This is a genomic window from Promicromonospora sp. NPDC052451, from assembly GCF_044547525.1.
Lineage (GTDB): Bacteria > Actinomycetota > Actinomycetes > Actinomycetales > Cellulomonadaceae > Promicromonospora.
The window spans coordinates 115,152-138,980 of record NZ_JBIUAP010000007.1 but is presented as its reverse complement, the minus strand read 5'-3'; the positions used below and the strand labels follow the sequence as shown (position 1 = coordinate 138,980).

16 protein-coding genes are annotated in these 23,829 nt (G+C 73.3%); 8 read left to right on the top strand and 8 right to left on the bottom strand.

What is annotated here, in order from left to right; genetic code table 11:
- Nucleotides 1-24 precede the first annotated feature (24 nt).
- Entirely contained in the window at nucleotides 25-891 is an 867-nt protein-coding gene (locus tag ACIG47_RS14355; RefSeq protein ID WP_397431560.1) for an MBL fold metallo-hydrolase, read from the top strand.
- Between the two features lie 177 nt (nucleotides 892-1,068).
- Here ACIG47_RS14355 and ACIG47_RS14350 read toward each other — a convergent pair whose 3' ends face one another.
- Complete coding sequence (locus tag ACIG47_RS14350; RefSeq protein ID WP_397431559.1) at nucleotides 1,069-1,989, bottom strand: zinc-binding dehydrogenase; 921 nt, start codon at nucleotides 1,987-1,989, stop codon at nucleotides 1,069-1,071.
- A gap of 52 nt (nucleotides 1,990-2,041) precedes the next feature.
- Here ACIG47_RS14350 and ACIG47_RS14345 point away from each other — a divergent pair, with 52 nt between their 5' ends.
- Complete coding sequence (locus tag ACIG47_RS14345) at nucleotides 2,042-2,698, top strand: TetR/AcrR family transcriptional regulator (RefSeq protein WP_397431557.1); 657 nt, start codon at nucleotides 2,042-2,044, stop codon at nucleotides 2,696-2,698.
- Between the two features lie 86 nt (nucleotides 2,699-2,784).
- Here ACIG47_RS14345 and ACIG47_RS14340 read toward each other — a convergent pair whose 3' ends face one another.
- Nucleotides 2,785-3,351, bottom strand: a complete 567-nt coding sequence (locus tag ACIG47_RS14340) for a TetR/AcrR family transcriptional regulator (RefSeq protein WP_397431555.1) — start codon at nucleotides 3,349-3,351, stop codon at nucleotides 2,785-2,787.
- A gap of 128 nt (nucleotides 3,352-3,479) precedes the next feature.
- Here ACIG47_RS14340 and ACIG47_RS14335 point away from each other — a divergent pair, with 128 nt between their 5' ends.
- The 3 genes from ACIG47_RS14335 to ACIG47_RS14325 all read left to right on the top strand — a co-directional run bounded on the left by ACIG47_RS14335 (nucleotide 3,480) and on the right by ACIG47_RS14325 (nucleotide 6,980).
- The gene (locus ACIG47_RS14335; RefSeq protein ID WP_397431788.1) at nucleotides 3,480-5,369 is read left to right on the top strand and encodes a flavin-containing monooxygenase; all 1,890 of its coding nucleotides are present in this window, start codon (nucleotides 3,480-3,482) and stop codon (nucleotides 5,367-5,369) included.
- A 3-nt stretch (nucleotides 5,370-5,372) separates the two neighbouring features.
- Entirely contained in the window at nucleotides 5,373-6,437 is a 1,065-nt protein-coding gene (locus ACIG47_RS14330; protein ID WP_397431553.1) for an SMP-30/gluconolactonase/LRE family protein, read from the top strand.
- A 78-nt stretch (nucleotides 6,438-6,515) separates the two neighbouring features.
- On the top strand, nucleotides 6,516-6,980 hold the full coding sequence (locus ACIG47_RS14325) for a hypothetical protein (protein ID WP_397431551.1): 465 nt from the start codon (nucleotides 6,516-6,518) through the stop codon (nucleotides 6,978-6,980).
- A gap of 73 nt (nucleotides 6,981-7,053) precedes the next feature.
- Here ACIG47_RS14325 and ACIG47_RS14320 read toward each other — a convergent pair whose 3' ends face one another.
- Nucleotides 7,054-8,118 carry a TerC family protein gene (locus ACIG47_RS14320; protein ID WP_397431787.1) on the bottom strand — a complete coding sequence of 355 codons (1,065 nt, stop codon included), beginning with the start codon at nucleotides 8,116-8,118 and terminating at the stop codon, nucleotides 7,054-7,056.
- 186 nt (nucleotides 8,119-8,304) lie between these two features.
- Nucleotides 8,305-9,237: a LysR family transcriptional regulator gene (locus ACIG47_RS14315; RefSeq protein WP_397431549.1), complete on the bottom strand. Its 933-nt coding sequence runs from the start codon at nucleotides 9,235-9,237 to the stop codon at nucleotides 8,305-8,307.
- A gap of 98 nt (nucleotides 9,238-9,335) precedes the next feature.
- On the opposite strand from ACIG47_RS14315, the gene ACIG47_RS14310 reads away from it, so the two are divergent.
- The gene (locus tag ACIG47_RS14310) at nucleotides 9,336-10,538 is read left to right on the top strand and encodes a TDT family transporter (RefSeq protein ID WP_397431548.1); all 1,203 of its coding nucleotides are present in this window, start codon (nucleotides 9,336-9,338) and stop codon (nucleotides 10,536-10,538) included.
- Between the two features lie 20 nt (nucleotides 10,539-10,558).
- Here the strand turns inward: ACIG47_RS14310 and ACIG47_RS14305 are convergent, their stop codons facing one another.
- The 3 genes from ACIG47_RS14305 to ACIG47_RS14295 all read right to left on the bottom strand — a co-directional run bounded on the left by ACIG47_RS14305 (nucleotide 10,559) and on the right by ACIG47_RS14295 (nucleotide 13,969).
- Entirely contained in the window at nucleotides 10,559-11,650 is a 1,092-nt protein-coding gene (locus ACIG47_RS14305; RefSeq protein WP_397431547.1) for a Gfo/Idh/MocA family protein, read from the bottom strand.
- A gap of 79 nt (nucleotides 11,651-11,729) precedes the next feature.
- Nucleotides 11,730-12,911, bottom strand: coding sequence for a Gfo/Idh/MocA family protein (locus ACIG47_RS14300; RefSeq protein ID WP_397431785.1), 1,182 nt, complete (start codon nucleotides 12,909-12,911; stop codon nucleotides 11,730-11,732).
- A 62-nt stretch (nucleotides 12,912-12,973) separates the two neighbouring features.
- Nucleotides 12,974-13,969: a LacI family DNA-binding transcriptional regulator gene (locus ACIG47_RS14295; protein WP_397431545.1), complete on the bottom strand. Its 996-nt coding sequence runs from the start codon at nucleotides 13,967-13,969 to the stop codon at nucleotides 12,974-12,976.
- Nucleotides 13,970-14,189: 220 nt separating this feature from the next.
- Between ACIG47_RS14295 and ACIG47_RS14290 the strand changes: the two genes are divergently transcribed.
- A complete protein-coding gene (locus tag ACIG47_RS14290) occupies nucleotides 14,190-15,452 on the top strand; it encodes a beta-ketoacyl-[acyl-carrier-protein] synthase family protein (protein WP_397431543.1) in 1,263 nt (420 codons plus the stop codon).
- 20 nt (nucleotides 15,453-15,472) lie between these two features.
- Here ACIG47_RS14290 and ACIG47_RS14285 read toward each other — a convergent pair whose 3' ends face one another.
- Entirely contained in the window at nucleotides 15,473-17,119 is a 1,647-nt protein-coding gene (locus ACIG47_RS14285) for a LuxR C-terminal-related transcriptional regulator (RefSeq protein ID WP_397431541.1), read from the bottom strand.
- A 301-nt stretch (nucleotides 17,120-17,420) separates the two neighbouring features.
- Here ACIG47_RS14285 and ACIG47_RS14280 point away from each other — a divergent pair, with 301 nt between their 5' ends.
- Nucleotides 17,421-23,753: a hypothetical protein gene (locus tag ACIG47_RS14280; protein WP_397431539.1), complete on the top strand. Its 6,333-nt coding sequence runs from the start codon at nucleotides 17,421-17,423 to the stop codon at nucleotides 23,751-23,753.
- The last annotated feature ends 76 nt before the right edge of the window (nucleotides 23,754-23,829 follow it).

The window sequence follows — 23,829 nt, the reverse complement described above, 5'->3', positions numbered from 1 at the left end:
ACGGCTAGTTCAATACTGTGCTGTATGACCAATAGCGGCGCGGACCCTGCGCACGCCCTCGCGGCCGCAGGCCCGCCGCGGGGCACGAGGATCTTCCAGCTTCCCACCGGCACGTACGAGACCCCGGCCGCCCTGGCCTTCCAGGGCGGCTCGTTCCGGGACCGGCGTCAGTTCGCCGCCACGGCGGTGCTGGTGCAGCACCCCGCGGGCGACGTGCTCATCGACGCCGGGTTCGGCGCGCAGGCCGAGGAGCACATCCGGATGCTGCCCGCGTTCCGGCGTGCGCCGCACAGCCTCGGCCCGACGGTGAGCGAACAGCTGGACGCCGCCGGTTACGACCGCGCCCGGCTGATCGGGGTGATCCTGACCCACTCCCACTGGGACCATGTCAGCGGCCTGGACTCGCTCGACGTGCCGGTGCTCGTGACCGAGGAGGAGCTGCGGTACGCGGACCGTCAGCGCGGCGACCGCGTGTTCCGGCGGGTCGCCGCAGGTCGTCACCTCCGGACGTACGACCTCGACGGCCCCGCGCACCTGGGGTTTCCGGCCAGCCACGACCTGCACGGGGACGGCTCGGTCGTCATCCTGCCGGCACCCGGCCACACCACCGGGTCGGTGGTGGTCGTCGTGACGGTGCGCCCCGACGAGCGCTACGCCTTCATCGGTGACCTCGCCTGGCAGCTCGACGGGATCACGCGTGGCGTCCGGCGGCCGCTCCTGATGCGCCTGCTCGCCGACAGCGACCCGGCGCAGATCCGCCGGGACCTCGCGCGGGTGACCGCGCTCTCGCGTCACATGCGGATCGTCCCTGCCCACGACGCGCGCGGGTACGACGGGATACCGCTGCTCGTGCCGGGCCACGGCACCGACCTCGACACGAGCGGGACGTGAGCCGGGCCTCATGAGCGGTTCGCTTTGAGTGGTTCGCTTTGAGCAGGTCGCGGTGAGCAGGTCGCGGTGAGCAGGTCACGGCGAGCAGGTCACACTGAGCGGGCCATCGTGAGCCGGACGAGCCCGGCTCGCACGCGCCGTCGGAGCCGGCCCGGCCACCGCTCCGCCGCCGCCCGCTCAGCCGACCGACAGCACCGTCTTGCCCGGTCCACGCCGGGACCCCGGCGCGAACGCCTCGGTCAGCTCGCGCCACGGCCGTACCGCTGACACGACGGGATCGAGCCGTCCCTCGTGGATCTCGGTGGCCAGCCAGGACATGTCCGGGCCGATGCCGGTCTCGGCGCCGAGGAAGAACGTCGTCAGCGTGCGGTCGTGCTGGTTGCTGTCGCCGAACAGTGCGCCGTACCCGAACCGCTCCTCCTCGCCCGCGGCGTGTCCCAGGGCGACGAGCGTCCCGCCCGGCGCCAGGCGTGCGAAGGCCCGCACGAGGTGCGACCCGCCCAGCAGGTCGATCGCGCCGGCCACCTCCCCGTCGAGGTCGTCCGGTGCCCGAACGACGTCGCGCGCCCCGAGCCGGAGCAGCAGCTCCCGCGCGCCGGGGTCCCGGGTGGTGGCCACGACGTGCGCGCCGCTGCGGGCCGCGAGCTGGACGGCGAACAGGCCGACCGCGCTGCTGCCGCCCAGGACGAGGACCCGCTTGCCGAGCACGGAGCCGAGCCGCCGCAGCCCGCGCAGGGCGCTCGTGCCCGCGACGGGGACGGCGCTCATGGCGTGCGGGTCGGACCCCTCGGGCGCAAGCCCGGCCGACTCGGCGGTGACGAGGCGCAGCTCGGCCCAGGCGCCGTGGCTGCCCAGCGAGACGACGGTCTGCCCGAGCCGGGGACCGGTGCCGTCGGCCGCCTCCGCCACGACGACGCCCGCGGCGTCCCAGCCCGGGACGAACCCGTCGGGCAGGCCGGCCAGGCCCTCCACGTCACCGTGGTTCGGTGCGAAGGCCTGGACCCGGACGACGGCGTCGTGCGGGCCCGGTGCGGGTTCCGGTACCTCGCGCAGGGTGAGCCGGGACGGGGACGAGTGATCGACGGTCCATGCGAGCATGGCGCTACTGTATGCCAACTGCCACTGAGTGCCAGTTTGCTAGGATGGCCACATGGTCGATGGCGGAGGGCCGGACGACAGGCGGGTGAGCGGGACGCTCAGGACCCGGCGCATCGCGCGCAACCGGCAGCGCCTCGTCGAGGTCGCGCTCCCCGCGTTCGCGGAGCTGGGCTACGACGGCGTGACGGTCGACCGGCTGTGCGACGAGGCCGAGGTGTCCAAGCGCGCCTTCTTCCGCTACTTCGCGGGCAAGGAGGACCTCGCGCTCACCCCGCTGAACGACGTCTGGCGCACCCTGATCGCCGACCTGGACGGCGTGCTGGACCGGCGTGGGCTCCTCCTCGATGTGGTGGGGGAGGCGCTCGGCGACGTCGTCGAGCGCATGCCCGACGGGTGGGAGCGGCTCGCGGTGCTCAGCACCCGGCTGAGCGCCACCACCCCGGCCATCGATGCCGCGGCGTACCTGACCTGCGAACGCTTCACCCGCCAGGTGCTCGACGCCGTCACCGGCCGGCTGGCCGGACGCCCGGACGCCGACCTGGTGGCGCGGGTCGTCTGCGCGGCCGCCATCGCGGTCCACCGGGCCGCCCTCGACACCTGGGCGTCCCGGCCCGGAGCCGAGCGCACGGCGACCCGGGCGGAGCTCCGTGCCCTGCTGCGCGCCGGGTTCGCCGACGCGCGGACGGCGCTCGCCGTCCGGCTCGACTGAGCCGGCGCGGAACCAGGCCGGGCTGACGCGCGGGTGGTGCGCCCGCCCCCGCGCGTCCGGCGGGGGTGTGCCGGGTCGCCGGAGCCTCAGCCCGCCGGCGGCTCCGTCGTGAACAGCCCGCGGTGCAGGATCGCCCGCGTCACGTCCAGGCGTGCCGGGGCCTCGATCACCGCCGAGGCGGCCTGCACCGCCATCGCCATCGGGAGGGTCAGCAGCACGTCGTCCGTGGTGATCGCCGGGTGGACCCGGCCGGCCGAGCGGGCCCGGCGCAGCAGCGGGTCCAGCGCGGCGGCCGTGCGGGCGCCCAGGTCCTTCGCGTCCGTCATCTCTCCGTCGGCCACGACGCGGGCCAGCCACGGAGCCTGGAACTGGACGTCGAGCAGGAAGTGGAACAGACGCTCGGCCCCGTCGTCGGCGTCGGTCAAGGTGGAGGCGCGGGTCTCGATGTCCGCGACGTTCTGCTCCAGCACCGCCGAGGCGAGCTCCTCCCGGTGGGCGAAGTGGCGGTGCAGGGTGGTGCGGCTCACGCCGGCCTCGCTCGCGATCTCCTCCAGGGGCACGTCCGGCCCGTGGGCCGCGAACGCCCGCCGCGCCGCCGCGAGCAGGAGCTCGCGGTTGCGCGCGGCATCGCGCCGCGTGCGTTCCGAGGTCATGGGGCGAGGGTAGCGGGCCGACGACGGCGGTGACGTCCCGGCCGGAGTTGAAAACGTACATCAATGTACGGTTAGCATGCGGTGCACGCGCAAGTTCACCCCTTCGGAGAGGTCTCCCCGTGAGCGACATGACCAGCGCCACCCCCAGCGGTACGTCCGCCGACATCGGCCCCGACTTCGACCCCGACGCGCTGCGGGACAGGTACCGGCGCGAACGCGACCGGAGGGTCCGGCCGGACGGCCTGGCCCAGTACCGGCGGGCGGCGGGGGAGTTCGGGTACTACGCGACCGACCCCTACACCGAGCGCGTCGAGCGGGAGCCGCTGGCCGACCGGGTCGAGGTGCTGGTCGTGGGCGGCGGGTTCGGCGGCCTGCTGACCGGCGCGCGGCTGCGGGAGGCCGGTGTCGAGTCGGTGCGGATGATGGACGAGGCCGGCGACTTCGGTGGCACCTGGTACTGGAACCGGTACCCAGGGATCCACTGCGACATCGAGTCGTACGTCTACCTGCCGCTGCTGGAGGAGACGGGCTACGTGCCGAAGTGGCGGTACGCGCCCGGCGAGGAGATCCGGCAGCACGCCGTGCGGATCGCCGAGCACTACGGGCTGTACCGCGACGCGGTGTTCCACACCCGGGTCACCGAGCTGCGCTGGGACGAGCGGGCCGACGAGTGGGTGGTGCGGACGGACCGCGGTGACGTGATGCGGGCCTGCCACGTGGTGGTCTCCTCCGGCACGCTGTCCCAGGCCAAGCTGCCCGGCATCCCGGGCATCGAGGACTTCCGGGGCCACACGTTCCACACGAGCCGCTGGGACTACGGGTATACGGGCGGCACCGCGGACGGCGACCTCACCGGGCTGGCGGACAAGCGTGTCGCTGTCATCGGCACCGGTGCCACGGGCCTGCAGGCCATCCCGCACGTGGCCCGGGACGCGCAGCACCTGTACGTCATGCAGCGCACGCCGTCGTCGGTGGACGTGCGGGACAACCGGCCCACCGATCCGGCGTGGGCGGCGTCGTTGCGGCCGGGGTGGCAGCGGGAGCGGATGGAGAACTTTCTCGCGATCCTCGCCGGGGAGGACGTCGGTGAGGACCTGGTCGGTGACGGCTGGACCGGTACCGCGCGGCTCCAGCGGAAGATGATCACGGGCGCGGTGGACCCGGGCGTCGACCCGGCCGAGCGCGAGCGGCTCGACGAGCTGGCCGACTTCGTCACGATGAACCGGATCCGCGCGCGGGTGGACGAAATCGTCCGGGACCCGGCCACCGCCGAGGCGCTCAAGCCCTGGTACCGGTACATGTGCAAGCGTCCCGGGTTCAGCGACGAGTACCTGCAGGCGTTCAACCGGCCGAACGTGACGCTCGTGGACACCGCCGACCACGGCGGCGTCACCCGGATGACCGGGACCGGCGTGGTGGTGGGCGACACGGAGTACGAGGTCGACTGCGTCATCTTTGCCACCGGGTTCGAGGTCGGGGTCTCCGGTGTGGTGTCCGGCACGCTGCCGGTCCACGGGCGGGGCGGCACCCAGCTCCTGCAGGCGTGGGGGCGTGGCCCACGCACGCTGCACGGGTTCTGCACCCACGGGTTCCCAAACCTGTTCCACCTGGGTGCGCTGCAGAACGCCAACTCGGTGAACTTCACGCACATCCTGGCCGAGCAGGCGGAGCACATCGCCGCCGTCGTCGCGCGGGCCCGCAAGACCGGGGCGCGGTACGTCGAGCCCACGGAGCAGGCACAGGACGCCTGGGCCGCCACCATCGCCGAGGTGGGTGCGGGCCAGGACAACTCGGCGTTCCTGGCCGAGTGCACGCCCGGCTACTACAACGGCGAGGGCACCCGCACGGGTGGTACGCCGACGTCCTACAGCCCGGGGCCCGTGGCGTTCCACCGGCTGCTGAGGGAGTGGCGGGAGGGCGACATGAGCGACGTGCTGGTCGCGCCGTCGGGTACCGGACCCTCCGGCGCCCTGCTGTCGGGCATCGCGTCCGCGGACCACGCGGCGACGGAGGGCTGAGCCGTGCGGGTACGCGCGCGCACGAGCGCACGGCGAATCGTCCGCGACGGCGCGGCCACCCTGGGTGCCCTGTCCCTGGCGCTCACGGCGGGTTGTGCCGCCGGACCGGCGGAACCCTCTGCCGCGAGCACGGCCGCGGGTACGGCGTCCGCCGACGTCGGCCGAGTCGTCGCCGAACGGGTCCTGCAGGTCACCTCGGTGCACGAGGTGACCGGGATGACCCTCCTGGAGGGCCCCACCTTCGCCGACGACGGCCGGCTCCACCTCGTCGACGTGACCGCTCCGGCGGGCGAGCCCAAGGTCCTGGCCGTCGACCTCGGCACACGGGCCGTCGAGCCGGTCTTCACCGATGAGTCGGGTGCCTACACCTCCGTCCAGCGCAGCTCGTACGACGGCAGGCTCTACCTCACCGACTACGTCGGCGGGCGCATCGTGAGCATCACCACGGACGGTCAGGACCCCCGCGTGTTCGCCCGGGGCCGGGTCGCCGGACAGGCCATGCACCCCGACGACCTCACGTTCGACGAGGAGGGGAACCTCTTCGTGTCCGACTCGTCGCCGGTCACCTACCCCGCGGGGACGGCGTCGGGTCGTGTGCTGCGGTTCGACCGTGCGACGGGCCGGGCCACGGTGCTCGCCGCCGGCCTGCCGAACCCCAACGGCATCTCCTTCGACGTCGGCGGGGACGCGCTCTGGGTGAGCCACCTCGACGCGAACCGGATCGACCGGCTCGTGCTCGACGAGGACGGGACGCGCGTCACCGCGGGCCACACCGCGATCCGCGTCGACGGCGGGGTGGCCCGGACGGACTCGAACGCCGTCGACGCCGCGGGGAACGTCTACCAGGGGATGCACGGCACACCGGAGGTCCGGGTCTTCGCGCCGGACGGCACGCACCTGCTGACGGTGTCGCTGCCCGAGGGCGACGAGGGACTGTCCTCCGCGACCAACGTGGCGATCCGGCCGGGCACGACGGACGCGTACGTGACCGTGAGCGGTCCGGCCGGTGGGTTCGTCTACCGGTTCGACGCGCCGGCCGAAGGGATCCGCCAGTCGAACGGAGGCTGACGGTTGAGCCAGCCGAATCGCGCACTTTCCGCTTGGATGGGGTGATAACGACCCATACCGCGACGAGGAGAGCACCCGATGAGCCAGGCAGCCCAGGTCGGCACCGTCTACCGGACCAGTCAGGACCTCCGGGACGCCGATCTGCCGCCCCTCGCCGTGGTCCTCGACGCCAGCGGGTACGCGGTCCAGCGGGACACCGACGGCAACTGGTACAGCGTGGCCTCGGTGAGCGCGTCGGACCTGGTGGGGACGTACACGCTGGTCCACCTGCCCACGGAGCCGCTCCCGGCGGCGTACGGGTCGGTCGTCATCACCGCCAGCGGCACGCCGTTCATGCGGCGCTGGGACGCCGCGACGGACGACCACTTCCAGCCGGAACGCTGGATCGGGCCGGACGGGGTCACCGTGACCGACGTCGACCTGCGCGGCCTGGGCATCGAGCGGGTGTGGGACGCCGGGCGGGCCGGGGCGACGGGCCCGGAGGCGGGGAACGGCCGGTCGCGGCGGAGCCGTGCGGCGTCCGGGGGGCCACGGCACCGCTGAACGGCGAACCGGGCGTGGCACGTCGCGTGCCACGCCCGGTTCGCCGTTCAGCGGTGCCGCCCTGTCGCCGGTGCTACCGCCGGTCGCGCGCGGGTGCGTCCTGCGTCTCGTCGGCCCGGGCCTCGTCGCTGCGGCCACCCTCGGCCTCGGCGCCGTCCTGCGGCCGGTGCTCGACCGCGTGGGCGGATCCGTCCGCGTCGCCGGAGTCCTCGTCCGCGTTCCGGGTGGCCCAGAGGCTCGTCATGGTGACGACGGCGAGCACACCGACGATCACGCCCAGCGACGCGAGGGTCGGGATCTCCGGGACGCCGGGCCAGACGCCGTGCGCCCAGTGCAGCACCAGCTTGACGCCGATGAACGCGAGGATCGTCGCGAGGCCGTAGCCGAGGTGGACCAGCTTGCTCAGGGCGCCCTGGAGCACGAAGTACAGGGCGCGCAGGCCGAGCAGGGCGAAGGCGTTCGTCGCGAACACCAGGTACGGGTCGCTCGTGATGCCGTACACGGCGGGGACCGAGTCCACGGCGAAGACGATGTCGGTGGCGAAGACGGCCACGACCACCACCGCGAGCGGGGTGAGCATGCGGCGCCCGTTCTCCCGCACGGAGAGGCGGGGGCCGCGGTAGTCGTCGGTGATGGGCATGAAGCGCCGGATGAGGCGGACCGAGCGCATCTGCGACACGTCGACGTCGTGCCCGTTGCCGCGGACCTGGTCGAGGAGGATCTTGACCGCCGTCGCCAGGAGGATGCCGCCGAAGAGCAGGAACGCCCAGCTCAGGTTCGCCAGGACGGCCGCGCCGAGCGCGATGAAGACGCCGCGCAGGACCAGCGCCCCGACGATGCCCAGCAGGAGGACGCGCTGCTGGAACGCCGGCGGTACCGCGAAGGCGCTGAGCAGCAGCATGAAGACGAACAGGTTGTCGACCGACAGCGACTTCTCGACCAGGTACCCGGTGAGGTACTGCACGCCGGTCGACGACCCGAAGGCGGCCCAGATCCAGCCGCCGAAGGCGAGGGGGAGGGCGATGTAGAAGGCGCTCCACCCGAGGGCCTCGCGCATCGACACCTCGTGCGGGCGCCGGGTGATGAGGAAGTCGACGACCAGCAGGGCGATGACGGCCAGGATGGTCACGGCCCACATCGTGGGGCCGGCGATCGACGTCAGGGCAGGGGCAGCGTTCGATGCTGTCGCGAGCAAGGAGTCTCCAAAGTAGTCGGCTCCGAGGTCTCCTTCGCCTTGGTGGGTGCCAAGGCCGCCGCCCGAGGTCGCTGGTGCGCCGTAATGACCGGACGATGTTGGTGAAGTACTCCCCCCGCGACCACCAGTCTACGGCACGTTCGTGGCGACCGGCATCCGGCGGGCCAGGCGGCCGATCGTGTCGAGCAGGTCGCGCACACCGCGCGGCGGGCGTGCGCCCGCCCAGACCGCCGTCAGCGGGCGGACGGCGCGCACACCCTCGATCCGTACCGGCACCATGCGGCCGGCCCGGACGTCCTCGCGCGCCGCGAGCGAGCTCAGCGCTCCCGGGGCGGTCCCCGCCGTCACCGTGCTGCGTACGCCGAGCGTCGTGGACAGCACCGCCGCCGGCTCCGCGGCCAGCGGGTGGCCCGCCGCCGCCAGGGCATCCTCCAGCGCCTGGCGCGTGCCGCTGCCCGGTTCGCGGAGCACGAGGCTCGTGCGTGCCAGGATCTCCGGCGAGACCGTGCCCCGCCGCGCCCACGGGTGACCGGCCGGCACCACGATCACCACCTCGTCCTGCGCGATGGTGACGGACCCGAGGTCGGCGGGCACCGTCGGCGCCTCGATGAAGCCGAGCTCCACGGTGCCGCCGCGCACGGCGTCGGCCACGCCGATGCTGTTCGCGGTGCTGAGCTGCACGGCCGGGCTCGCGTCGCCCACCGACGCGCGCCACCGTGCGATCCACTCGGGCAGCAGGTGCTCGGCGATGGTGAGGCTCGCCGCGACGCGCAGCGTCCGGCCGCGGCCCGCGCGCAGGGACTCGACCGAGTCGGTGAACTCGCGGGCGGCGGCCAGGAGCGGTTCCGCCCAGGCCACCACGAGCTCGCCGACGGCGGTCAGCGTGGAACCCCGGGGGGACCGGCTCAGCAGGACGACGTCGAGCCGCGACTCCAGGGACCGGATGCGCAGGGACACGGCCTGCTGCGTGACGCCCAGCCGGCCCGCGGCCGCCGTGAGGCTGCCGGACTCGGCCACGGCGGCGAGCGCCGTCAGTGCCTCCAGGTCCGGACCGCGCTCCATCCCGGCTCCCCCCACCGTTCGAGGACACAAGCGTAGCTTGTGCCCTGCGAAGGGACTGCCCCTACCCGAGGCGGCCCCGCGGGCGGACCGTAGGCGGTATGGCCCACGCACTGCTTCCCACCCCGCCGGTACCGACCACCGGAGGTGGCGCGTCGGAGCCTGCCACCGGAAGCGGTACCCCGGAACCACCGCGCCGGCGCCGGGTGCTGTTCCGGGGCCTGGAGTCGCCGTCCGACGCCGTCTCCGCCGTCACGCCCAACTGGTTCGCCGCGGTCATGGGCACCGGCATCGTCGCGAACGCCGCCGTGACCCTGCCCGTGCAGGTGCCCGGTCTGCGCGCGGCCGCGACCGTCGTCTGGGGCGCCGCGACCCTGCTGCTCCTGGTGCTGGCGGGCGCGACCGTCGCGCACTGGGTCCGCTTCCCCGCGGTGGCGCGCGGGCACCTGCTGCACCCCGTCACGGGGCACTTCTACGGGGCGCCCGCGATGGCCCTGCTCACCGTCGGTGCCGGGACCCTGCTGGTCGGCACCGACGTGCTCGGCCCGGCCGCGGCCCTGACCGTGAGCGCCGTCCTGTGGACGCTGGGCACGTGCCTCGGCCTCGTGACCGCGGTGCTCGTGCCCTACCTCACCTTCACGCGGTACGACCTGGCCGACGACGCCGCGTTCGGCGGCTGGCTCATGCCCGTCGTGCCGCCGATGGTCTCCGCGGCGACCGGCGCCCTCCTCGTGCCGCACGTCCCGGCGGGGCAGTGGCGGCTCACCCTGCTGCTGGCCTGCGGCGGCATGTTCGGGACGAGCCTGATCGCGTCCCTCGTGATCATCACGCTCGTCTGGTCACGCCTCGCACGGCACAAGACCGGACCCGCCGCGACCGTGCCGACCCTGTGGATCCTGCTGGGCCCGCTCGGGCAGTCGGTCACCGCGGCGAACCTGCTGGGCGGCGTCGCGTACACGGTGCTCGGCCCGCACGCATCGCGCGCGGTCGAGCTGGCCGCCGTGCTCTACGGCCTGCCGGTGCTCGGGTTCGCGCTGCTCTGGGCGGCCGTCGCCCTCGCGGTCACGGTGCGGACGGCGCGGGCGGGCCTGCCGTTCGGGCTGACGTGGTGGTCCTTCACCTTTCCGGTCGGCACCTGTGTCACGGGAGCGAGCGCCCTCGCGCTGCACACGGGCGCGGTGGCGCTCCAGGTGCTCGCCGTCACGCTCTACGTGGCGCTCCTCGGCGCCTGGGGAACCGTGGCCGCACGCACGTTCCGGGGTGCGGTCCTGGACGGCACGCTCCTCGCACCGCACCGTGCGTGAGGAGCGTGCCGTCCGCTGCCTCAGGAGGCAGGTGCCGCGCTCGGCGTGAGGACGCGCGCCATCGCCTGCGCGCGCACGCTCAGCTCCGCCGCCTTGAACGCGTGCTCCTGCGTCATCGCGGTCTCGGTGCGCTCCAGGCAGTCGAGGATGAGCCGGCCGAAGTACGGGTAGCCCACGTTCCCCTTGGCGACCAGGTGGCGCTCGCCCTCGCCGTTCGCCAGGAACACGTGCCCCGGCCCCTCGTCCGTGCCCACGTTCACGTACTTGCGCAGCTCGATGTAGCCGTCGGTGCCGAGGATGAACGTGCGGCCGTCGCCCCAGGTGCTGAGCCCGTCGGGCGTGAACCAGTCGACGCGGCAGTAGCCTGCCGCACCGTTGTCCATGACGATGTTGGCCTCGCCGAAGTCGTCCAGCTCCGGGTGCTCCGGGTGGTTGTAGTTGGCGATGGCGGCGTGCGTGACGGTCGCGTCCTCGGCGCCCGCGTAGTGCAGCATCTGCTCGAAGTTGTGGCTGCCGATGTCGCACAGGATGCCGCCGTACCGCTCCTTCTCGAAGAACCAGTCGGGGCGGCCCGTGCCCAGGCGGTGCGGGCCGAGGCCCATGACCTGGAGCACCCGGCCGATCGCGCCCCGCTCCACGAGCTGGTCGGCCAGCACGGCGGCCTCGACGTGGATGCGCTCCGAGTAGTACACGGCGTACTTGCGCCCGGTCCGCGCCGTCGCCTCCCGGGCGGCGTCGAGCTGCTCCAGCGTGGTCAGCGGGGCCTTGTCCGTGAAGTAGTCCTTGCCCGCCTCGATCGCGCGCAGGCCGAGGGCCGCCCGCTCCGACGTCACGGCGGCACCGGCCACCAGGCGCACCTCGTCGTCGTCGAGCACCTCCTGCTCGCTGCGGGCGACGCGGACGTCGGGGAACTTGGCGCGGAACGCCTCCACCTTGGCCGGGTCCGGGTCGTAGACCCACTTCAGGGTGCCGCCCGCCGACCGCAGGCCGTCGCACATGCCGTAGATGTGCCCGTGGTCCAGCCGCGCGGCGGCGAAGGGAAAGTCGCCCGCACCCACCACGGGGTCGGGAATCGGCTCGGGGGCGTAGCTCGCGCCGCTGGTCGCACTCATGTGGTCTGCTCCTGTGGTGTTCTGCTGGTGCCGCCCTGGTCGTCCTGGTCCTGGTCCTGGTCCTGGTGCGGGGCGCGGGTCACGCGGTGCTGCTGCCCACCGTGATGGCGCCGGGCAGGTCGCCCACCGACCCCGTCTTCTCGAAGAAGTGCGGCGCCCGCTCCACGAGCGTGCCCGTGCGGTAGTACGGGTCCTCGGGCCGCAGCGGCAGGTCGACCGTGCGGCGCTCGATGCCCGCCTGGTAGATCGCGGTGACCAACTCGACGGCGCGGCGTCCGTCGGCGCCGGTCACCGCAGGTGCGCGGCGCTCGCGGACCGCCGCCAGCGTGTCGCCGATCTGGCCCGGGTGCCCGAGGTGGGGCAGCGGCTCCCGGGCCGCGGCCAGCGCCTCGATCTGCGCCACCCGGTCGGGGTCGCCACCGGGAGCGGGGAAACCGTTCGGCTGGGGAGCGGAGGCCACGACCTTCCAGGGCTGGGCGACGCTCGCGTGCCGGCCCTGGACGACGATCGTCTGCTCCTCGCCGTGGTGCACCACGGAGCTGGTCACCTCGGCCAGGGCGCGGTCGTACTGCAGCACGGCCACGGACAGGTCCTCGACCTCGGCGTTCTCGTGCGCGGCGTTGGTCAGGACGGCGGTGACCGCGCGGGGCGCGCCGAGCATCCACAGGGTCAGGTCGAGGTGGTGGATCGCGTGGTTGAGCGTGCACCCGCCGCCCTCCGACTCCCACGTGCCGCGCCACCACAGGTCGTAGTACGCGGTGCTCCGCCACCAGGCGGAGCTCACCTGGACGTGCGAGACGGGCCCGGCGAGACCCGAGTCCAGCACCTCCTTGAGCGTGGCCATGTCGTCACGGAACCGGTTCTGCGCGACGACGGACAGCACGCGGTCGTGCTCGGCGGCAGCCGCGATCATCGCGTCGCACTCCTCCAGGGAGGGTGCCATCGGCTTCTCCACCAGCACGTCCACGCCGGCGCGCAGGGCGGTGACGGCCAGCTCGGCGTGGGTCGACGGCGGCGTCGTGATGCTCACCAGGTCGAGGTCCTCGGCGGCGAGCAGGTCCTCGATGCTCTCGTAGGCCCGCGCGTCGGGCACCTGGAGCCGTGCGCGCTGCTCGGCGGCCTTGCCGGGGACGATGTCGCACACGGCCACGACCTCGCACTCCTGGGCGAAGCGGCGGTATCCCTCGGCGTGCGCACCGGCGATACCCCCGGTGCCGACGATGCCGATCTTCAGCATGCTTCCTCCGGTTGACGTCGTCATCACCGCTGTATCATACGTATGATGCAGCGGTTCATCATCGTCACGGGCCGGTGCGTGCGTTGTCAAGGCCGGATCGGGCCGGTCGACTCCCGCCAGACCACGTGCTGCAGCGGCGCGGTCGGCTCGGGGGCCTCCTCGCCCCGCACCGCCGCGAGCAGCCGGCGCATGGCACGGCGGCCGGCCTCCCGGAAGTCCACGGGGATCGTGGTGAGCGACGGTGTGGTGTACGCGCTGAACTCGGCGTCGTCCCAGCCCGTCACGACGAGGTCGCCCGGCACCGACCACCCACGGTCCGTCGCGCCCCGCAGCACGCCGAGCGCCACGTTGTCGTTCGCTGCGATCACCGCGAGCGGCGGCGCGTCGTCGGGCAGGGCGAGGATCGCCGCACGGCCTGATGCGGGCGACCACGCCCCGCCGACGACGCCGAGCGACTCGACGCCGTGCCGGGCGACCTCGGCCAGGTAGACGTCCCGGCGGGCGCGTGCCGAGGCGAAGTGCTCGGGACCGGCCACGTGCAGGAACCGCCGGTGCCCGGCCTCGACGAGCGCGCCGATCACGGTGCCGAGCAGGCCGGCGTCGGCGAGCTCGCCGGTGGTGCGCATCTGCTCGTCGAACGCCGTGACGGCGACGACGGGCGCGGCGTCGTCGTCGAGGGAGAGGGCCTCCCGGACGACGGGCAGGAAGGTCAGGACGCCCTCGACCTGACCGCCGCGTGCCAGGTCAGCGACGCGCTCGGTGCGGTCCTCGGCGGTCCCGTCCACGCTGTGCGTGTCCACGGCGTAGCCCGCCTCGGCCGCGACCTCGGCCGCGCCCGTGAACATGCGCAGCCGGTTGTCCACGGTGGCGCCGGTGACGACGGCGAGCCGCCCCGACCGCTGGGTGCGCATCGACCGCGCCGCGAGGTTGGGCCGGTAGCCCATCGAGGCCGCCACCGCCAGCACGTGCTCCCGCGTCCGGGGCGCGATGGTGCCCTTGCCGGACAGGGCGTAGGAGACCGTCGACTGCGAGACTCCCGCGGCGCGCGCGACGTCGTGGCTCGTGGGGTGGCGGGCTGGCACGGTCACAGTGTCCCCTGGGGTGGTGGGCAGGTGCATCAGCGCACGGCCGTGGCATGCGGGCGGCATGCGGTGCTATGTGATGTATGTCCCTATGGTCATACGTGACTATTGATTGACTATGCAACTACAAACCGGTCAAATGAGTCATGCCGTGGGATGGTGTCGGCCCGCACGAGCTGCAGTCCGCCCGAAGCTCCCTACGTTTTCCTTGGGGGAAGTCGTGTCATCTGAGAGTGCGAACCGCAACGACCACCGGCATCGAGCCGACGACGGGACCCGGGGGACGACCCGGGTCGCGGTGACCGGGTACGGCGCTCTGACCCCGCTCGGCCTCGGGGCCGAGCCGACCTGGTCGGCGCTCCGGGCCGGGCGGTCGGGGATCCGGCACATCGGCGTCGACGTCGCGGACAACGCCCCCGTCCGGATCGCGGGCACGATCGATCCCGCCTACGTGGAGGCGGTGCCGGTCCGGGAACGGCGCAGGCTCGACCGCGCGGAGCAGTACACCCTGCTCGCGGGCCGGGAGGCGTGGGCGATGGCCGGCCGCCCGGAGGTCGACCCGGACCGGCTGGCGACCTCCGTCGGCACCGCGTACGGCGGCATCGGGTCGATCGGGATCCAGGAGCACGTGCGGGTGACCGAGGGCCCGCGGCGGGTGTCGCCCCATCTGGTGACGATGCTGCTGCCGAACGGTCCCGCGGCCTGGCTGTCCATCGAGCTCGGGGCCCGTGCCGGTGCGCACGCGCCGACCACGGCGTGCGCGGCGGGCGCCCAGGGGCTCGCGACCGGTCTGGACCTCATCCGCGCGGGCCGGGCGGACGTCGTCGTCGCCGGGGGCGCGGACGCGGGCGTCACCCCGCTGTCGCTGACCGGGTTCGCCCAGATGCGGGCGCTGTCGACCAACCCGGACCCGGCCGCCGCGTCGCGCCCCTTCGACCAGGACCGGGACGGTTTCGTCCTCGCGGAGGGCGCCGTCGTGCTGGTGCTCGAGCGCGAGGACCACGCCCGGGCCCGCGGCGCGACCGTGTACGGCTACCTCGACGGCGCCTCCGTCACGTCCGACGGCCGGGACATCGTCAACGCCGACCCCGCCAACCAGGCACGGACCATCACCGCGGCGCTGCGCGACGCCGACGCCGGGCCGGCCGACGTCGGCCTGGTCCACGCGCACGCCACCTCGACCCCCGCGGGCGACCGCAACGAGTCCGACGCGCTGACCGGCGCCGGGATCACGGCACCGGTGACCGCCACGAAGTCCATGACGGGGCACATGCTCGGAGCCTCCGGGGCGGCCGGGGCGCTGGCCGCGCTGCTGGCCCTGCGCGACCACGTCATCCCGCCCACCGTGAACACCGAGAAGGTCGACCCGGAGATCCCGCACGACGTCGTCACCGAGGCGCGGCGAACCGACGCGGACCTCGCGCTGGTGAACTCGTTCGGGTTCGGTGGGCACAACGTGGCGCTCGTGGTGCGGAGCCGCTGAGGCGGTGGCCCGGGCGGCGGTCAGCGCCGCCCGGGCGTCCGCGCGGCGTCGTCGTGCGTGTGCCGGGGTACGCGGAGCAGGCCGAGCTCCTGCGCCCGCGCCAGCGCCTCCCGGCGTCGCGAGACCCGGAGCTTGCGGTAGACGGAGCGGATCTGCGTGCGCACGGTGGTCACCGCCACGCCGAACCGTGCGGCGGCCTGCTCGGCGGTGAGGCCGGTGGCGAGCGCGCGCAGCACCTCCCGTTCTCGTGGCGTCAGGTGCACCAGCGGCTCCGGGGGCGGTGGGACGTGCCGGACGGTCACGGTGCCGGTGCGCAGCGGGTCCGGGACCCGGGCGAGCGCCGCCAGCTCGCCGAGCACGTCACGGGGCAGCGTGAGGAACGGGAGGACGTGCGCCGGCGTCGACCGCAGCCCGACGGCGGTCCGGAACGAGTCCCCGGCCCGCTCCCGCTGCCCCGACCGCAGGGCGGTGACGGCCTGGACCAGGTGGTGGCCCATCAGGTCGCCGACCGGCAGGTCGCGGTGCTGGAGCGCCTCCGCGGACAGCCGGGCCGCCTCGTGGTGCTCGCCGGCCAGGGCGTGCGCCCAGGCGGCGTGCAGGACCAGGGAGTCGACCTCCGCGTACCGGTCGGCGAGGTGGAGCACGCGGGTGCCGGCGCCGGCCCGTAGCAGCAGCGTGGCCTCGGCGCGGAGCACGAGCTCGCCGGTGAGCGTGGTGGGGTCCGGGTGGAGGGCGCCGTGCTCGTGCCGCGCGCGGTCGAGCAGGCGCAGACCGCGCTGGGGGTCGCCGAAGGACGCCTCGTAGGTGGCGGCCGCGTGGGCCACGAAGGGCCAGAGGTCGAGGTGCTCGGTCGCGGGCCCGATCCGGTGCAGGAGCTGTGCGGCGCGCGTGGCGTCCCCCTCGTGCACGGCCGTCAGCGCCCGGGCGATCTCGGCTCCGGCACCCGTCAGGCGCGTGATCCAGGCGTCCACCGTCCCGGACTCCTCGGCGGCGGTGAGCCAGGTGCGGGACAGGTCGAGATGGCCGCGGTACGCGGTGAGCAGCGCGAGGTGCGCGGCGGCACCCGGCGCGGCGAAGTGGGCGTGGGGCGGGTCGCCCGCCTCGGCGTGCGCCCTCGTGAGCAGCCGGGTGGCCCGGTCGAACGCCCCGGCCAGCAGCGCCGCGAGCCCGCGCTCCGCCGACAACCACCCCGGCCGCGCGGCGGCCCCGGTGCCCGACGCGGCCTGGTGCCCGGTGCCCAGCGTGGTCTGCGCGTCGGTCCAGGCCCCCAGCCGCTCGGCCCGCTCGTGGTCGCCCCGGAGGCGTTCGGCGACGACGGCGACCGTGCCCGCCGTGCCGAGGTCGCCGGGCCGGGTCACCGACGCCAGGCGCCTGCCGAACCGCAGGCCCGTGGCGGTGTAGAGCTGGCGTGCCCGGCGCAGCTGCCGGAGGTCGCCGTCGGCCAGGCCGGTGCGGTGGTGGGCGAGCAGGGCCGCGTGCGCCAGCCGTGGCCGGGCCTCGACGGTGGCCGCGGGCAGGCCCTGCACCGCACTCAGCACCTCGGGGGCGAACCTGCCCGGCAGGTCGTACCAGAGGGCGTCGAAGAGCACCTCGAAGCGGTCGGGATCACCGGACGCGAGCCCGGCGCGGACGTCCGCCCCGGTCGGGAGGTCGGACGGTCGCGGCACCTTTCGGATCCTGCCGTGGCGCCCGGGCGCGCGCCTCGGCCGGCCGGGGTGATCCGGGTGGTGAGACCGATGAAGTACCGGAGGAACTTCGGCGCCGTGCCCGGAGCCGGGTCGTCCGGCCGACGTCTGTGGTGGGAGCGGGAAGCACGCGAGCGACGCGTGTGAACAGGAAAGGAAACCCATGCACAGTCCGTCACAAGACCGTCGCACCGGTCGCAGGAGAAGAGGTCGTCACGTCGAGGTGGCTCCGGGGGCGCGGGACTCCCGGCGCAGTCTGCTCAGGCGCTTGATCGGTGGTGCGATGGCCGCCGTGACGGCGTGCAGCGGGCTCGTCGCCACGGCCGCGCCGCCCGCGTCCGCCGAGACCGTCTACGAGATCGACGGGGAGTGGGAGGCGAGCACGCCGGACACCGTGGGCCGCGGTGACGTGGTCAACGCCGTCTGGCGGATCAACGTCAACGACGACGAGGAGGCGCCGGCCAACGACCCCGTCGACGACGTGACGTTCACGGTCACCCTCGACAGGGGGCGGTTCAACGAGATCCCGGACCTGTGCCTCAAGGCCGACGTCGACCCGGTCTCGGCGATCTCCGCCGACGGCCGGACGCTCACCTGCAACCTGGGCACCGTCGAGCAGGGCACGGCGGTGATCGTGCAGACACCCGTGGTGGTCGAGGGCGAGACGGGCGAGGAGCTCACCGCCGTCGGCGAGACCAACGGGCTGGAGATGCCGCTGGACCCGATCGCCATCGAGAACGACTTCGCGATGGACATGCAGTTCGGCGGCAACACCACGTACTACCAGTGGGACGAGAACTACCGGTCGGTCGACCTGGACCTGGAGTGGGCACTGCGACTGGGCAAGGGCTCTGATCCTGGTCCCGACAGCGTGACCTACCGGCTGCGCTTCACCGAGAGCAACGGGGCGCCGGTCACCATCGGCACGAAGTACAACGGTGACACCGGCTGCACGCCGTTCAACGGCTACCGGGCCACCGGAGTCCCGTGGTCGGAGCTGCCGAACTACCCGGCCGACCAGCAGACGTCCTTCGTGGACAGCTGCACGCTGACGCCGGTCGCGGGCCAGCCGGGTGTGTTCGACCTGCGGCTGACCGGGATCAACTACGACCTCGCCACCGTGCCGCGGTACGACTCGACGGTCGAGCGGAACCCGCTGCCGACGGACTGGAACTACATCGCGAGCGGCAGCCTGTGGCTCCACGTCGCCACGAACCAGTCCGGCTCGCTCACCGTGCAGTCGAACGCCCCGACCTACACCTCGACGACCGGGCTGCGGTCCACCGACCTCCCGGGCAACAACAGCACCAGCAAGACCTATGTGCTGCCCGGTCGGTGGGCAGCCGCGTGGTACCGCCCCTTCACGGGGGCCGGCGGGACCAACTGGGACGACACCTACCGGGTCTCGCCCGGCACGACGGTGATGCAGTACCTCAACAACACCGCCGCCCGCCTGAACGCGCCCCCGACGGCGCAGCACGGCCAGTGCCTGGTGTTCGACACGACGTACGTCACGTACACCCCGCCGCCGGCCGGAACTGCCTTCCCGGCGATCCGCGGCTTCGCCCCCACGGGGGACGGCGGTGCGAGCGAGCTGGACAACCCGCCGGCGATCCAGTACTACGTGGGCAACGTCGCCAACCCGAACACGTTCAACTGCGGCTCCAACCCGGCGGGCTGGACCACGACCCAGCCCGCGGACCTGTCGACCGTGCAGGCCATCCGGATCCTCTACCCGGACTCGCTGCTCACGGCCGAGGGCTTCAACGGCATCCAGTTCGTCGGCTACACGACGATCAAGGACAACGTGCGGCCCGGCCAGGACATCTGGATGTTCGGCTCGGTCTACAACCCGGTCAGCGGTGTCTGGGAGGGTCCGGGCGAGCCCTGGAACTCGTCGGACATCACGGCCACGCCGGGTACGCGGTACCCGTTCACGAACGGGCGCCGTGACATCCTGCGGACCGTCACCGCCACCCCGGCGATCCGGAAGGCCGCGAGCCAGTCGACCGTCAAGCCGGGTGAGCCCGGGACGTTCACGCTGACCTACTCGGCGAACGGCTCGGGCGCGATCCCCGACACGGTGGACGGCTACGTGATCACCGACACGCTCCCGGCGGGCATGACCTACGTCGCGGGGTCCGCGAACCCGGCGCCCGTGGTGACCACCAACGCGGCAGGGCAGCAGATCCTGCGATGGACCCTGAACGATGTGCCGACCAACGAGGAGCACACCCTGACGTATCAGGCCGTGGCCGGTAACTCGGTCCGACCAGGTCAGGTGCTCACCAACACGGCCACCAGCACCTTCGGCGGAACGACCACACCGCCGGCGACCTCCCAGGTCACGATCACCACGAACGGTCAGACCCTGATCGGCAAGAGCACCGACCAGTGGTTCATCGCCAACCCGGACGGTTCCGGCGACGGCACGGGCTCGTGGACGGTGACGCTCAAGTCCGAGGACCCGCTGCCCCAGCGGTTCACGGACACGATCGACATCCTCCCGTACAACGGGGACGGCCGTGGCACGGACTACGCGGGCACCTACCGCGTGACCGGCGTCGACGTCCCGGCGGGTGCCACGGTCTACTACACGGACGCGGACCCGGCCACGCTCTCGGACGACCCCGCGCACGCCTCGAACGGCGCCGCCGGCAACCCCGCGGGCAACACGGTGGGGTGGACCACGACCGTGCCCGCCAACCCGACGGCGGTCCGCGTGATCGGCGGTCAGCTCGCCCCGGGCGCGTCGCTCGCCTTCAAGATCACCATCGAGACCGACGGCGCCGACCCGGGCGACGTCTGGGTCAACCGTTCCCAGGCGCGGGCCGAGCACACCCGGCTCGTCATGCGCACGTCCGAGCCGCTGACCATGGGCACGATGTACTCGGCGTCGCTCAAGAAGTACGTCCAGGCCGCCGACGGCACCTGGCACGACGCCAACGACCCGGCCGACTACCCGGTCTTCCGGGAGGGCGAGACCGTCCGGTACCGGATCGTCGTGGAGAACACCGGCCAGGGCACGCTGACGAACGTCGTCGTCTCCGACGACAAGCAGCCCGAGCTCGGGTCGTTCACCGTCGACGAGCTGGCGCCCGGTGACACCGAGACGCACGAGTTCGAGATCACGGCGGACGCCGCCGACGGCGACACCGTGGTCAACAACGCGTGCGCCGAGGCGGACCAGCCGGACGACTCGGAGACGCCGCCGGAGATCAACTGCGACCCGGCCGGGTTCGACATCGACGGCGAGCCGACGCACGAGAAGACCCTGATCTCCGCCACGCCGATCGGCGGCGGTCAGTGGGAGGTCGTGTACGGGATCGAGGTCACCAACGTCTCGCCCGCGGCGACGTCGTACTCCCTGGAGGACACGCTGCACTTCACCGACGAGGCGGACATCGTCTCGGCGCAGGTGACGGCATCGCCCGACGGCGTGACGCTGACCGATCCCGCCTGGGACGGGCAGGGCGACGTGAGCATCGCGTCCGGCGTCCCGCTCCTGGGCAACGACGACGACGGCTACGCGGCGCACGAGTACGAGCTGACCGTGATCGCGGACGTGCCGCTGCAGGTGCCCGGTGCGGGCAGCGCGGACGACCCGACCGAGTGCGGTCCGGACGGTGACGACTCGGACACCGCGTTCAACAACACGTCGCAGATGACGGACGCCCGGGACGAGACCGAGGAGGACCAGGCCTGCGCCGAGATCCCCTCGATCGACATCACGAAGTCCATCAGCGAGGGTCCGGTCCCGAACGGGGACGGCACCTGGACGGTCACCTACGACATCGTCGCGAAGAACTCCGGCAGGGCCGACGGCGAGTACGACATGACCGACAGGATGACGGCGGACGGTGACCTGGTCATCGAGTCCGGCCGGGTCGTCACGACCCCGGACGGCGTCACGGCGTCGCCCGGCTGGACCGGCCTGGGGGCCGACCAGACCTCGCCGGAGAACGTCATCGCCTCGGGCGTGAACCTGCCCGCCGGGGAGAGCCACACCTACCAGGTGGAGGTGGTCCTCTCGATCGACGACGAGGACGGCGCCGTGGTGATCACGCCGTGCTCGGCCGACCCGGGCGAGAACGGCGGCCTGTCGAACACCGCGCAGATCGAGCACAACGACCTGACGGACGACGACGCGGCGTGCGTCACGGTCGCGTACATCACCGTGGACAAGACGGTGGCCGAGGGCCCGACGCCGAACGGCGACGGAACCTGGACGGTCGTCTACGACGTCGTCGCCGAGAACGTCGGGGCGGCCGCCGGTGAGTACGACGTGTACGACCAGCTCCGCCTGGGCGGCGACGTCGACGTGGTGCGCAAGGGCGTGACCGGCCCGGCCGGCGTGTCCCTGGCGAGCGGCTGGACCGGCCTGGGGGACACGCCCGACGCGGCGGAGAACCTGATCGCCACCGGGGTGAGCCTGGACGCGGGCGCGACCCACAGGTACCAGGTCGAGATCGTCGTCTCGCTCGACGAGGAGACGGTCGACCCCGGCACCCTGGTCTGCCCGCCCCCTGGGTCGGGCGAGAGCGGCGGCCTGGCCAACGGCACGCTGCTGGACCACAACGGGATCGTGGGCGAGGACGAGGTCTGCCCGACCCTGCCGCTGATCACCATCGACAAGACGATCAGCGACGGCCCGACGCCGAACGGCGACGGGACGTGGACCATCACCTACGACCTGGTCGCGAGCAACATCGGCCAGGCCGAGGGCGACTACGACCTGACCGACCGGCTGCGGTACGGGGCCGGCATCGAGGTCAAGTCGGCCGAGGTGATGAAGGCCCCGGACGGCGTCACGCCGTCGGCCGGCTGGACCGGCCGGGGTGCGGACGGGTCCGACGAGAACGTCGTCGCGACCGACGTGGCCCTGCCCGCCGGGGACAGCCACACCTACCAGGTGGAGGTGGTCGTCTCGCTCGACGAGGGGGTCGTCACGCCGGACACGCTCCGGTGCCCGGAGCCCGGGTCCGGCGAGGCCGGTGGCCTGGCGAACGTCGGTGAGCTCACGCACAACGGCGAGACCCAGGACGACGACGTGTGCGCGCCGCTGCCGCTGATCGACATCACCAAGTCCCTCGCGGGCGCGGTGACGCCGGTCGACGGCGAGGACGGGGTGTACGACGCGAGCTACGAGATCACGGTCACCAACCGTGGCCCGGGCGCCGGCGCGTACGACCTGGACGACACCCTCGAACCCGGGGCGGGGGTGACGGTGGTGGGCGTCCAGGACGTCACCACCGATGCTCCGGACCCGGCCGGGATCAACCCCGGCTTCGACGGTGCCGACGACCCGCGGATCGTCAGCGACCAGCCCATCGCCGAGGCACCCCGCGCCCCGGTGGTGCACACCTACCGGGTCACGGTGCGGTACGCGGTCGACCTCGGTGCGGTCGACGTGCCCGACACCGCCGAGTGCACGCTCGACGGCGGCACCATCGACGGGGCGCTGAACAACGTCGCCGCCGTCACCTGGAACGGCATCGAGGATGCCGACGACGAGTGCGTGCGCCCCGGCAAGCCGACCCTGGACAAGTCCCTGGTCTCGGCCAAGCCCGTCGGGGACGGCACCTGGAAGGTGGTCTACGACCTGACCGTGGGCAACGTCGGCACCGAGCCGACCACGTACGACCTGGACGACGAGCTCCTCTTCGCCTCGGTCGTCACCCCGCGGGACGTCAAGGTCACCGGCCCGAAGGGCGTGACCCTGAACCAGGGGTTCGACGGTGACGGCGACCAGCGCATCGCCACCGACGTACGGATCGCAGGCCTGGACGACAAGGGCTACGCCCCGCACGTCTACCGGGTGACCGTGCTCGCGGAGGTCCCGCTGCACTTCGCGGAGGGCGACGTGGACGACGACGGGACGGGCTCGCCGGCCTGCACCGCGCCGCCCGGCCGCAACCTCCTCGAGCAGGGCCTGAACAACGCCGCGACCCTGACCGACGAGACCGGCGGCACGCAGACCGACACGGACTGCGCGCCCGTACCGTCGATCGACATCACCAAGTCCGTGGTCGGCGACCCGGTGGCCGGCAAGGACGGGACGTGGACGGTCACGTACGCGATCACGGCGGTCAACACCGGCGCCGCGGCGGGCGAGTACACCCTGACCGACCGGCTGCGGTTCGGTACGGGGATCCGGGTCGCCTCGGCCGAGGTGACGGACACGCCGCAGGGTGTGACCGCCGCCCGGACGTGGACGGGTCGGGGAGCCGACGGGGCTGCCGCGAACGTGGTGGCCACCGACGTGAACCTGCCCGCCGGGGGCAGGCACACCTACCGGGTGCAGGTGCGGGCCGTCGTCCCCGACGACTCGCGCGACGCCGTCGCGCTCGCCTGCCCCGAGCCTGGATCAGGCCGGCCCGGCGGGTTCGCGAACACGGCCGGGATCGGGCACAACGACCTGGCCGACACCGCGGAGGCCTGCGCCACCCCGCCGGGGCACGAGCCCCCGCCGGACGCCACGCCGCCCGCGAAGACGCCCCCGCCGCTGGCGATGACGGGTGCGGACCTCGGCTGGATCATCGCGGGAGCGGCGCTCCTGATCCTGCTCGGGGCGGCGGCCCTCGTCATCGCGCACCAGCGACGCAGCACCCGCTGACGCGACGGCGAGGTCCTGGACCGGGAGCCCCGCCGGCAGCCGCTTCCCTCGGCTGCCGGCGGGGCTCCCGCCGTGT

Bases quoted from the DNA above. Each gene is read 5' to 3' on its own strand.
- ACIG47_RS14310 (WP_397431548.1), top strand. From the start codon at position 9,336: ATGGCCCACGCACTGCTTCCCACCCCGCCGGTACCGACCACCGGAGGT.
- ACIG47_RS14350 (WP_397431559.1), bottom strand. From the start codon at position 1,989: ATGCTCGCATGGACCGTCGATCACTCGTCCCCGTCCCGGCTCACCCTG.
- ACIG47_RS14320 (WP_397431787.1), bottom strand. From the start codon at position 8,118: ATGTGGGCCGTGACCATCCTGGCCGTCATCGCCCTGCTGGTCGTCGAC.
- ACIG47_RS14280 (WP_397431539.1), top strand. From the start codon at position 17,421: ATGGCCGCCGTGACGGCGTGCAGCGGGCTCGTCGCCACGGCCGCGCCG.
- ACIG47_RS14305 (WP_397431547.1), bottom strand. From the start codon at position 11,650: ATGAGTGCGACCAGCGGCGCGAGCTACGCCCCCGAGCCGATTCCCGAC.
- ACIG47_RS14335 (WP_397431788.1), top strand. From the start codon at position 3,480: ATGACCAGCGCCACCCCCAGCGGTACGTCCGCCGACATCGGCCCCGAC.
- ACIG47_RS14340 (WP_397431555.1), bottom strand. From the start codon at position 3,351: ATGACCTCGGAACGCACGCGGCGCGATGCCGCGCGCAACCGCGAGCTC.
- ACIG47_RS14300 (WP_397431785.1), bottom strand. From the start codon at position 12,911: ATGACGACGTCAACCGGAGGAAGCATGCTGAAGATCGGCATCGTCGGC.
- ACIG47_RS14355 (WP_397431560.1), top strand. From the start codon at position 25: ATGACCAATAGCGGCGCGGACCCTGCGCACGCCCTCGCGGCCGCAGGC.
- ACIG47_RS14345 (WP_397431557.1), top strand. From the start codon at position 2,042: ATGGTCGATGGCGGAGGGCCGGACGACAGGCGGGTGAGCGGGACGCTC.
- ACIG47_RS14315 (WP_397431549.1), bottom strand. From the start codon at position 9,237: ATGGAGCGCGGTCCGGACCTGGAGGCACTGACGGCGCTCGCCGCCGTG.
- ACIG47_RS14325 (WP_397431551.1), top strand. From the start codon at position 6,516: ATGAGCCAGGCAGCCCAGGTCGGCACCGTCTACCGGACCAGTCAGGAC.